6 protein-coding genes are annotated in these 12,385 nt (G+C 43.2%); 4 read left to right on the top strand and 2 right to left on the bottom strand.

Translation table 11 applies throughout. From position 1 onward, the window contains the following. Positions 1-104 precede the first annotated feature (104 nt). Positions 105-1,583 carry an ammonium transporter gene (locus F6K51_RS16670; protein WP_293021951.1) on the bottom strand — a complete coding sequence of 493 codons (1,479 nt, stop codon included), beginning with the start codon at positions 1,581-1,583 and terminating at the stop codon, positions 105-107. A 1,206-nt stretch (positions 1,584-2,789) separates the two neighbouring features. On the opposite strand from F6K51_RS16670, the gene F6K51_RS16665 reads away from it, so the two are divergent. Then, positions 2,790-3,683, top strand: a complete 894-nt coding sequence (locus F6K51_RS16665) for a hypothetical protein (RefSeq protein ID WP_293021950.1) — start codon at positions 2,790-2,792, stop codon at positions 3,681-3,683. Positions 3,684-3,727: 44 nt separating this feature from the next. Continuing rightward, positions 3,728-6,214 carry an ATP-dependent DNA helicase RecG gene (gene recG / locus F6K51_RS16660; RefSeq protein WP_293021949.1) on the top strand — a complete coding sequence of 829 codons (2,487 nt, stop codon included), beginning with the start codon at positions 3,728-3,730 and terminating at the stop codon, positions 6,212-6,214. 745 nt (positions 6,215-6,959) lie between these two features. On the opposite strand, the gene F6K51_RS16655 is transcribed toward recG, so the two are convergent. Beyond that, positions 6,960-9,869, bottom strand: a complete 2,910-nt coding sequence (locus F6K51_RS16655) for a glycerol-3-phosphate acyltransferase (RefSeq protein WP_293021948.1) — start codon at positions 9,867-9,869, stop codon at positions 6,960-6,962. A gap of 890 nt (positions 9,870-10,759) precedes the next feature. Here F6K51_RS16655 and F6K51_RS16650 point away from each other — a divergent pair. Both F6K51_RS16650 and F6K51_RS16645 read left to right on the top strand, forming a co-directional pair. Then, positions 10,760-11,614, top strand: a complete 855-nt coding sequence (locus tag F6K51_RS16650; protein ID WP_293021947.1) for a hypothetical protein — start codon at positions 10,760-10,762, stop codon at positions 11,612-11,614. A gap of 12 nt (positions 11,615-11,626) precedes the next feature. Beyond that, on the top strand, positions 11,627-12,385 hold a 759-nt coding region (locus F6K51_RS16645; RefSeq protein ID WP_293021946.1), incomplete at its 3' end, for a caspase family protein.

Raw genomic sequence — 12,385 nt, 5'->3', positions numbered from 1 at the left:
CCCTTTTACGCATAACCGACTAACCATAAAGGCGACCCTATCCTTACGGTAACTTTAAACACTCATGCTGCGCATGTTCGTTGTGGGGCTTCTTTTGCCGGAAGCTAAAATTCAGAGCTACTAGCCATGTCTGTAGTACTACTGAAGTTACCCATGCTAGAACTAGGGATCACACTGGATTCCTTGACAAATCCAGCGTAAGCTTCCATACCGTGTTCGGCAATATCCAAGCCTTCCAGTTCTTCTTCTGGTGTCACCCGGATACCGAGGGTTAGTTTCAGCACGAACCAGACGATGCCACTAAACAGCACCGTGAAGCCCCCAATCGCTAGAATACCGATGATTTGGGTGCCAAGCTGACCAGCACTACCAGCGGTGAACAGACCTGAATCTTTAGCGAAAAGTCCAACGGCTAGGGTTCCCCAGATACCATTGACCAAGTGGACTGAAATTGCCCCTACCGGGTCATCAATTTTGATGTTGTCAAAGAAGGAAACGGAGAATACAACAATGATGCCACCAATAGCACCAATAATCACTGCTGAGAGATAAGTGACATTGTTACAGGGAGCGGTAATTGCCACTAATCCTGCCAAAATCCCGTTAATGATCATTGACAGGTCTGGCTTACCATCTTTTAGCCAAGCCGTCAAGGTAGCAGTAATCCCACCAGCTGCTGCGGCTAGGTTAGTTGTTACTGCAATATAGGGAACTGCCTCACTAGCAGCTAACTCAGAACCGGGATTGAAGCCAAACCAGCCGATCCAGAGAATCAAGCAACCAAGAGTGGCAATACTCATGTTGTGACCTGGGATAGCACGAGGTTCACCGTTTTGGTACTTACCGCTACGGGGTCCGAGGAAGGCAGCTCCCATCAAAGCCGCCCAGCCACCAACGGAGTGAACCACGGTTGAGCCAGCAAAGTCTGAGAATCCCATGGCACCAAGCCAACCATCACTGCTCCAAACCCAGTGTCCAGTGATGGAGTAGGATACCCCAACAATCAGGATGCTGAAGATTAAAAAGTCTAGGAACTTAATCCGTTCAGCAACAGCACCGGACACGATGGTGGCAGCAGTTCCAGCAAAAGCAGCTTGGAATAGGAAAAATACCGATATCGGTAGACCTGCCGGAAATGGATCTAACCCATAGGTAGCGGGCTCTTCACTGTTGAGGAAAAAGCCCGACAGTCCAATAAATGCGTTGCCTTTGCCGAACATAAAGGAGAAACCAATTGCCCAAAACGCAATGGTTGCCAAGGCAAAGACGATTAGGTTCTTCGAGAGAATGTTTACCGCATTCTTCTGGCGGCAGAAGCCGGTTTCTAGCATTCCGAATCCGGCATTCATGAAAATAACTAAAATAGCAGCTACCAATACCCAGATAGTATTGAGAGTTCCCTGAATTTCTGCTGGGGTAGGTGCCGCACTATCCTGGGCAACAGCAGCTGTATGCCAAACTAGAATAATTATCCCTGTCAGGGGAATACAGGCGAGCCAGTAGGGGGAAAAGGATTTTGCGATCGCTTTGAATGGCTCTAGATAAGGAGAATCCCACGATGAGCGGGAGGCTTGGTGAGCCATAGGTCGCCTAGATTTTACTAGGGTACCTTTGTTTTTCATTGTTCGCTGAGATTTTGAACTTGTCATAATAAGCGTTAACTTACCTCTCTTTTAGATACACTTCCTCACACTGAGAAACTTCAGGAAACAAATTGTAAAATTAGCCACCGAAACCTAAGAGTCCATCGTTTTTCAAGGACTCATCATGACCTCACCCTGCTACCTTTACATACCTGATTGCTAGATGCTAGACCCCTGTCTGCGCCAGTAATCAGGGAGTTTCGTCAGCTAAAGCCTCGTCTTAAGACAAAACCCTACAAATAACTGGGACTATAGTCAAGGGAATTAAAGCATTATTTGAAATTTTTAATGAAATATTTCATTAAAAATTTCTGCAGGATACACCCTCTACATTGGTAGAGTTACCTGGTTAAGGGGATTTCAAACAGGACTTACACATTTGCACCCTAAATTACCCAATTATGGGTAACTGTGACATCATTACACACCATAATTGGGGGCTAGGGGGGCGAAATAAACTTCACCGCGTAAGTCCTGTCAAAGTGCGAACGCCACTTTGTCGCACTCAGCCCCCTGTGAGATGCTGCACCTCCAACTAACGGTTTACAAATTAATCCAGTTCTAGGTTCGAGTAACTGTGTTTTCTTGGTAGAAAATTGACCAAGCAATTTCGATAAAACTGTTACACGATACATGGTTATCAACCTCTCGTGTAAAAGTGATTAGTCCCCAAGACCCAAGTTTAGCAAGATGTCCCAACTACCACACACTAATGCTCACGAAAGTTTTCCGATAATCCGAACTGGGGAAGTATAACGGAAGTGCTTACCAGCTAAACGCGCTTGTGGTCTAGTCAACCCTAAGAAAGTGTTACCGCTTTCTTAGCCCACTTACATCCTTTCGGATTAGGTGGGGTTATTGACTAGTTGATAGCTTTGTATTTGAGGTGTTTTGATATAATATCTTTTTCTGTTATGATTCTGTATCAATAGATACTGTTTTTCACAAAAAATGAGCGTATTCAAAATTAGGTAGATGCCATGTCTAGTCGGGGATCTCATTGGGTGTGGAGTTGGGTGTGGAGAATTGGACAATCTCACGGGTATAAGCCGATCATGGTAAAACTATAAGAATGGGCATACTGTAGACTAGGCATGTATTTGATATGCTCAACGGATTAACTATGGAATTGTATAGATAACAGCAGTGAATCGAATTGACCAGGAATTGGCAACCTTAGAGGAAGCCATCATCCATTTGGCACAGGAATTCCAAACAACCTACTCTAACTATTTGACCTTTTTAGGTCAATGCGTGGGGCAGCAGCTGATTATGGCTGCCTATCGGATTTGCACTCAAGGGTATCCTGAGTCTTTTCTAAATTTGTCGGTTAACAGTAAGCAACAGTTACAGCAATCCCTACGAAAGCTGGCTCAAGAGACTCAACAACAGTTGCCATCACTCCTCGAACAGTGGCAAGAGTCAAGGTCAGCTACTACTGATGACTCTAATCATGACTTGGATCATGATCAGAGTCATGATCCAAGTCATGACTCTGAAAATTCTGAAATGTCTTCATCTACAGAAGACTCTTCATGGTTTAAAGCTCCAACCGAGCCATCACCAGCAGCTGAGTTAACGAGTAACCCACGAAATAGCATAGAAAAACTGGAGCAATGGCTCAAGCACCTAGACAGTGGGATCACCAAAACCATTCAAGATGTCTCTGTGGAAGCTAATCGGCTATTGCATAAATGCTCTATTATACCAGACAAATTCCCCCAAGAAATCCTAGAAGCAGCGGTAAAAGTCGAAGCATCTGCGGTCGAAACGGCTGAATCTCCTAATATTATCAAAATAATGATGGAAACTAAAGGTGATCGGGAAACCGATGAATCCAGATTAACCCGTATTATTGCCATTAAGCTGCGCTTATCTGAGATAGAGTTTGCTGAGCCCAACTTGACCCCTGGACGTAATAAAATTAGAGATCTATTAGCTAAAATGAGTCAACTGAAGCGAGAGTATTACAAAAAACAGCGGCAAAAGGCAGTTGCTCAAGCCGAAGCAGCATGGCGTGCCAGCTGGTTTGATGATTAAACTGAGGTAATGATCAATGACTAATGACTAATGACCAATGACCAATGACCGAATTACCAGATTGGGTGCGATTGCAAAAAGCCCTGTCGGTAGAAGCAAGAGTTGGCTTTACTGATTTGGAAGGGAATCAATACCGCTTTAGTGAATTCCTCTGCCTCAGTTTTAGTAAGACTCCTAATGTCCTCACATCAACTGAGAAACGGCGTTGGCAGGAAATCGGCAATCAGTTTGCCCGTTATGCTCAGATGACGCTACAGCAAAGGCAACATCTGGTAGCTGATACTCGCCGCTTTCTCAACGACCTCCAGCAGGACACTCAACGCCGTTTAGCTAAAGATAAATCTCAAACAGAACATCCTATGGTCAGAGTGCCTAAAACCAAGCCCTTGGTGGAGAAACAACAGGCATCCTCAGAGCTTGGTAGTAAAAAAAACCTTGACCTACCACTGGCTAAGTTGGCAGCGGTGGGTAGTAAAAACAGTGAGTATTTAGCACGTCTGGGTCTGCACAAAGTGCGTGACTTGCTATATTACTACCCCCGTGATCATGTTAACTATGCCCGTCAGGTCAATATGGCTGACTTAGTACCTGGTGAAACAGTTACTATCATGGGTACAGTGAAGCGCTGTAACTGTTTCAGTAGCCCTCGTAATAAAAAATTAACTATTTTAGATATAGTCTTAAAAGACTCTACTGGTGAAATTAAGCTCAGTCGTTTTTTTGCTGGCTTTCGTTACAGTAATCGTAACTGGCAGTATCAACAAAAGCGGCGGTATCCAGTGGGAGCAGTGGTAGCTGCTTCGGGTTTGGTAAAGAAAAATAAATATGGGATTACTCTAGAAGACCCGGAACTGGAAGTATTAGAGCATCCAGGGGGTAGCATTGACTCGATGAAAATAGGTCGAGTTGTACCGGTTTATTCCCTAACCGAAGGGGTACCAGCCGACTTGGTGAGGCGGGCGATAATTGCTGCACTTCCCTACACTTCTTTGATTAAGGAACCCTTGCCAGTAACCTTTCGTAAAGAATATGGGTTGATGGGGGTTTCTGATGCGATCGCAAACATTCATTTTCCCCAAGATGCAGACACCCTTGCTGATGCCAGAAGGCGCTTAGTCTTTGATGAATTTTTCTACTTACAGCTCGGATTTCTCCAGCGCCGCCAAGCTCAGCGTAAAACCCAAAGCAGTGCGGTCATGGCTCCGATTGGTAAACTCTTTGACCAATTTCATCAACTGCTTCCTTTTGAATTAACCGGGGCTCAGACAAGAGTCATCAATGAAATTCTCAAGGATATGGAATCCGAGACACCCATGAATCGATTGGTTCAGGGAGATGTCGGTTCCGGTAAAACTATTGTGGCAGTTTATGCTATTCTAGCCGCCATCCAATCGGGGTACCAAGCTGCTCTGATGGCTCCCACTGAAGTATTAGCTGAACAGCACTATCGTAAGTTAGTAAATTGGTTTAATTTACTACACCTTCCGGTTGAATTACTAACAGGTTCTACTAAAGTTTCTAAGCGTAGAAAAATTCATTCCCAGCTAGAAACAGGAGAACTTCCTTTGTTGGTAGGAACTCATGCTTTGATTCAAGACCCAGTGAACTTCCACAGTTTGGGTTTAGTAGTAATCGATGAACAGCATCGATTTGGGGTCAAGCAACGGGCTCGTTTACAGCAAAAAGGCCAATCTCCCCATGTGCTGACTCTGACCGCTACGCCAATTCCCAGAACCCTAGCGCTAACCCTCCACGGGGATTTGGATGTGAGTCAGATTGATGAATTGCCCCCTGGTCGTCAGAAGATTCAGACTACTGTACTAAAGGGAAAAGAGAGGAAACATGCCTATGACCTGATTCGTCGAGAAGTGGCTCAAGGACGGCAAGCCTATATGGTATTGCCCTTGATTGAGGAATCGAACAAATTAGATTTGCGGTCAGTAATTGAAGAGCATAAACGACTGTCTGAAAGTATATTTCCAGAATTTAAGGTTGGGTTACTTCATGGTCGGATGAATTCAGCTGAGAAAGATAAATCACTTAGTGCCTTTCGGGATAACAAAAGCCAAATTATTGTTTCAACTACTGTTATTGAAGTGGGTGTAGATGTACCAAATGCTACCGTAATGATGATTGAAAATGCAGAACGGTTTGGGTTATCTCAGTTACACCAATTACGGGGTCGTGTGGGTCGAGGTTCTGACAAATCTTATTGTCTTTTAGTAAGTGGTTCTAATACTGAAACAGCTAGACAACGTTTGGGGGTATTAGAACAGTCCCAGGATGGCTTTTTTATCTCTGAAATGGATATGCGTTTTCGTGGTCCTGGGGAAGTTTTAGGTAAGCGCCAATCCGGGTTAGCAGATTTTGCTCTAGCTAGTTTGGTAGAAGACCAAGAGGTATTAAATTTGGCGAGGGATGCAGCAGAAAAGATTATTCTTCAGGATGAAATATTGGAGAATTACCCTTTAATGAAAGTCGAGTTAGAGTATCGGTATCAGTGGTTAATGGATGGGACAATTATGACTTAATTTACCATAGAATTATTTGATAAGTTGGGAGTAGGGAGTAGGGAGTAGGGAGTAGGGCAGAGGGAACAAAAATTAATTCTCATAATTCCTACACGGATACCTATTAATAATAGAAATTAATAATGGATAAAATGGATAAACGGTAATGGTTAACTGTAAAAGCAACTAATTAGTTTTATTATTTGGAGTTAGTTTTTGACTTCAAAGATATGGTGTATACAGGGGTTTTAAACAAGGTACTAAAGAACCCCAATTTAAAATTGCTGTAATAAGTAAACTGTATTTTGTTTGTTTATAATTTTTGGCTATACCGAACCTAGTATGCATAAATACGCGCTTATTTACCACTAAATCTGATTGGGAAGTCTATTTATAGCGCTACGCGCAAGTCAGCAAGGTTCTTGCGTCAGAAGTCAAAAGTAAGCTATGACTAAGTTTCGGAGTTTAGGAATGTCAAACATCTGAATGCGTAGTGCTATATAAAAAATCATTCTATCAGAAACTAAAACTATTACCGCATAAGGATTAGACTAATTATTTTTTAAAAGTTTTACATAGCAAGTTCGGTAGAGCCGAATTTTTATAATTCATTTATCGGTAAATGACTATAATTTTTTGAATTTTGAATTTTGAATTGGGCAAAGCAGTATAGAAATCCTCAATGAATTGTGATAATTTTTGATGCCATATTCCCTACTCCCTACTCCCTACTCCCTATTCCCTATTCCCTGTTCCCTTTACTATACTAGTCCAATACCTCAACTGTCCCCAACTGACCATCAATCCTGACCCGTTGACCATCTCGTAATATATCAGTAGCATGATTAATATCCATTACGGCTGGGATACCATACTCTCGGGCTACAATGGCACCATGGGACAGACGTCCCCCTACTTCAGAAATTAAGCCACCAGCACGAGCGAGTAATGGTGCCCAACCGGAATCGGTGTAGGGTACAACTACAATGCTTTGCTGGTCAATAGTGATATCACTTTGCAAGCTTTTCACTACTTTTACCAAACCCTCTACAAGTCCCGAACTGGCACCAATGCCTTGTAGCAGTCGTTGCTCAGACCCAGCTAAAGATTTGGGGTCAGCGGGTAAGGGAGGATTATTGCCATAAACCAGGAAAGGTACCGTAGTCAGCTGAGCATCCTGTTCAAATTTAGTGCGCCGTTGTTGCACAATTTCTGGAAGCTGTTGTCTGAGTTCCTGGTTATCACTACCTACTAGAGAGCGAATTTCGGGTAACTCCAAGAAAAAAATGTCCCCTGGTTCAACTAGTAAACCTGACAGCAGCCAGCGTGCCTCTAGAGCCAAGAAGCTCCAGCGTAGGTGAGCCATCAGCTTAGAGTAGACTTGGGTCACTCGACCTTTGAGATTCAGCCGTGCTTGTACCACTTCAGCTTTCCAGTTTTGCCCTCTAGGTTTTGGAGATTGGGGGAGTGGATGAGCTAGAAACTCAGCGAACAGCTTCCTGACCGATCGGGGGTCTTCTTGCCAGCGGGGAATTGCTACATCGGTTGCCACTTCGCTAAGGTAACCATAGCCCTCAAGAAAGCGGTCAAACTGCTCTAAAATGCTAGAACCATCTGGGATTTCTACTAGGGTGGCAAACAGAGAGGCTCCACTGTCATAGATAATCTGTTCGTGACTTAATAAATGGCGAGCATCTGCTGCGATCTTAGCCAAGGCTCGCATACTATCGACCTCTGGAGTTTTGCTGTTATCTAGTTCTTTGTCATCAATCTTGAGTACTGCCTGCCGCAAGGACATACTAAGGGGAGCAAGAATACTATAGTAGGTGGCTCGTTTCAACACCTTCAGAATACTGTCGATGCGTTCTAGGAGTTGTACTGGAGATAATTCCGACTGGGTTCTTGCTGAAAGCTGATTCAATAGCGGCAGAAAGTGGGTTTGGTAATCCGCTTCAAAGTCTTGGTCTAAACGCCATTCCCGACCGAGCAATCGTAGTAAACCAGGTAGGTTTTTTATAGTGGTATTTATCGGTGGTTTGGAAAACTTAGCTCCCCTAGTCAGAAATTCCAGACTTTCTGGGGGTAGACCCATACGCCGAAAAATTTTCCCCAACAGAGTTACATTGAAGTAAGCATGGGAATAGTGCAGGGTGGCAGTTTCCTTGAAATCCATTCCTTTAGCTCGCTTCCCCAGCACTATGGTAAAAATCTCTCCCCAAACACCGCAGGTTAGGGGACGATTAATCGACCAAGTTAGGGTTCGGATTACTCCTGGAATTACTTCCGCAGCAATTTTACGAGTCCAGGTTGGTTGTAGAGTAGTTATAGGTCGTGCTTGCAGTAACCAAAGGGTTTGACCGTCATAACTCCACTCAATATCTTGGGGAAGACCCTGGTAATAGTTTTCTAACCGACGTGCCAAAAGCGCCACTTGTTTGATTAAAGCTGGAGGGACATCACCACTGCCCTCAATCCGTGAGGAGGGCAAAGTTTCTGCTGAATCCTCTTGCTTCCCTGACTTCTGGAAATAAACTTGGTACTGCTCTGGTGTTACTTTACCCGATACAACTTGTGTAGCATATCCAGGTAGGGCTTCGACCACTACAGCTTCTCCCTGTTGGGAAATAGGGTCACGACTGAAAGCAACCCCAGAAAAAACCCCCTTGACTTGTTTTTGAATTAGCACAGCCATAGCTGTATCTGGCAGTTGCTGATCGCGACGGTATTGTGCAGCTACTGGATTACGATAAGACTCTAAAACTCGATTAATGGCATCGAGTAGTGCGGCTGAGCTGGTCACCTGCAAGATGCTTTGATACTGCCCTGCTGCTGAAGCCTGGGCTGAATCTTCTCCTACTGCGGAAGAACGCACAACCAGGGGTTCAGATTCAGAAACGGGTAGGTATTTGAGCAAAGGTTCTGGATCATCCCCTGGAGGTAGTACCCAGCCGACAGGTACTGAGTAACCAGAACGCTTCAGCTGGGATAGGGTGGCAGCTTTTTGCCCAACTTTTTTAGGGTCTAGTTTGGTGTCCAGAGAAATTACGGCACTATCGCCTTGGAAAAAATGAAACACTTTCTTTGATTCTGCTTGAGCTTCCCCACTGGGAAGGTCTAAGTCATCGGGAATTTTTTGATAAATCCAAGCTAATAATAGACTCAAGCTGGTGGCAATTACAATTCTGGAGTAATCCTGGGGATGCAATAAAGCCAGAATCACGGGAAACAATACTAAAATCACCCGTTTGCCATGTTTGGGATTGCGGAAAATGGTAAAGCTAATCCCTCCAATCAAAAATACTAGCAATGCGAGAATGGGGTCATGCCATAATACTCCCCAAGTGACATTGGTCGTCCCTGCACCTTTGCCTATCCAGTAACGACCTAACACCAACATGATTAGAGCGATCAATTCCCAGGCTGATTCACTGGGAAAGAAGTGACGAGCTAGTAAGACTGCTGCAATTCCTTTTGCTGCCTCTGAAAGTACTGCCAAGACACCAACCAGATTTCCTCCGTGGTAAAAGGCGGCTGAAACTGATATATTACCAGTACCTACCTGGGCTAGGTTATGCCTTGTCAGTACATAGGTAATCCAGGCAATCAGAGGTAGTCCACCTAAGATAGGACAGACGGTAAAAATGAGCAAGAACCCTAAAATCTGGGTTAGTGTCATGGGACTAATGGAAATCACTTAGTGAGATAGAGAGAGCTTTATAACTACTTTATAAGAATTAAATAAGAAGTATATCAAAAGTATATAATAAATATTTGGACTTACTGGCATCAAAAGATGACTAGTAATCACAACTAGTAATCACAATTGTAGTTTGTAAAATTATCTAACCCAAAAGCAAGCCAAATTGTCTAAACAATTTGCTTGATTTAACTAAAATACGAGTAAAGTATTTATATCATTTGGTAGGTATATTATTACCTGTTATAATTATAGTTTGGGTTCAATGCGTTAACCTGATTTAGTCCCTAAGTTGCTTTAATCCCCACAGCTTTTGCACAGGGGTTCTCAAGTGCGTTTTCCATAGTGAATGAGATTCCCATGCCAGCAGCCCGTAAAACCCCATCCTGCCTTCGGTAGTCACACTTTTGAATTAGTCTACGATGTTTGGTAAGGTTAACGTTTTTTCTTTTCTTTTATTTAACGATTGATAATGTAAATTGATAATATGAACAGGACTTACGCGGTTACGTTGATTTCCCCCCCAAAATTGGCAGGCTAGGGGGGCAAAATTAACTTAACCACGTAAGTTCTGTACTGGTATAGCGCTACGGGCAAGTCAGCAAGGTTCTTGCGTCAGAAGTCAAAAGTAAGCTAGGACTAGGTTTGCTGAGTTTAGGAATGTCCTAAGCTTAATGGGTAGTGCTATAAGGTGTGGGTGCGTGGATTGCGTCCCAACACCAATCGGGTAAGTTTTCAGAACTTTGCCGATAACAACAACGTGTCTAACGTTGCTGGAGGAGTTGGTAGCTTTGGCACGGCACCTCTGAATGGGTAGTGCTATAATACAGGATTTGAGCAAATCCTTATACAGATAGGTAGGTAATGGTGTGGCTAAGATTGTGGGTGTTCATGGGATTAATCAAGAATTTAGAGGTAGTAATACAATTTATGATAAGTGGCTACCAGCCCTCAAAGATGGTTTGGAGCGTGTTGGAGCTAGATTAGAGTCCGATCATGAATTTCGCTGTGCCTTTTATGGAGACCTGTTCAGAGGTCGGTCAAAATCAGCAATGGGGATACCTAACTATGACGCCAGTGATATTGACTCGGATTGGGAGAAGGAACTCCTCCTGGAATGGTGGGAAGAAGTAGCAAAAGTAGAAGACGATATTAAAGGCCCAGCGGATATATCCAGAGAAAAGGCAACACCCAGACTTGTTCAAAAGGCTTTAAATGCCTTAAGTGGTTCTAGGTTTTTTGGTGGTGTTGCTGAAAAAATCGTCATCTTTTTTCTGAAGCAAGTTGGGGGTTACTTACATAAACCAGAGTTAAGACAGAAAATTCGCGATCGCGTTGTGGAAGCCATAGATCAAGATACCCGTGTATTGGTTGGTCACTCTCTGGGGTCAGTTGTCTGTTACGAAGCCCTATGCCAACATCCAGAATGGTCAGTGGAGGTTTTTGTGACTCTAGGTTCCCCATTGGGGATAAGAGGGCTGATTTTTGATCGCCTGGAACCCTCACCTGTCTCTAATTTGGGGTCTTGGCCGGGAAGTGTCAAACAGTGGATCAACATTGCGGATGCGGGAGATATTGTTGCTTTAGAAAAAGAATTAAATCCTTTATTTGACGGGTTAGTGGAAGATAAGCTTGTTTATAATGGATCTGATGCTCACAATGCTAGTAACTATTTTACTGCATCTGAAACAGGAGAAGCTATTAAGTTGGGCTTGATTGATTAGTAGACGAGGTATATGGCGGGAAAACCCAGGTATTATTTAATCGCTTGTGGAACAAGCAACTACAACGATCAGGATGTAGATAACTTAGATAGTGTTCCGACAGACTTACAGAGAGTTGTTGATTTATTTATTCATAAATTTGGATATGAAGAAGCCTTGACGAATCTTCGTTTAAATCCGAATAAAAATGAGTTGATAAAACAATTTTCAGACTGGCTTCAGCATGAAGAACGATGTCAGAGCGATCGCGTTATCTTTTACTATTCCGGTCATGGTGAAGATCTTAAAGGAGATAGACATTATCTTTTGATGGAAGAGACTGATTACAATCAACTTCCTCAGACATCCTTGGCAACAGAAGATTTAGTTCGTCCTTTGAATAACGAAGGAGTTAAGATTGAACAAATCCTGTATATTATCGATAGTTGTTATTCTGGGGTCGGAATAAGTGATGTCTCGAAATTTACTACACAAGTTGTTCAGAAATACCAATCAGTAGGAGGAGCAGGTATCGCAGTTCATGGGATTGCGGCTTGTCGTGCCAAAGATACAGCCAAAGAAGATGTATTTTCTAGGGGCTTGGAGCAAGTTCTTAACGATTTAAGTAAAAACTACGGTAATTTATACATTCCTCTAGATTATATAGTTGACCAAATTAATCAGATTATTTCCTCAGAGCAACGTGCTTCCTACTCAGCTTCTGGCTCTGAAAAATTTGCTAAATTCTTCCCATGTTTGTATAGTCTTAGGCAGAATGGGGAAGAATTTAGA

The organism is Moorena sp. SIO3I8, assembly GCF_010692325.1.
Taxonomy (GTDB): domain Bacteria; phylum Cyanobacteriota; class Cyanobacteriia; order Cyanobacteriales; family Coleofasciculaceae; genus Moorena.
The sequence above is the reverse complement of the archived record's forward strand: the minus strand, read 5'-3'. Positions and strand labels throughout refer to the sequence as shown.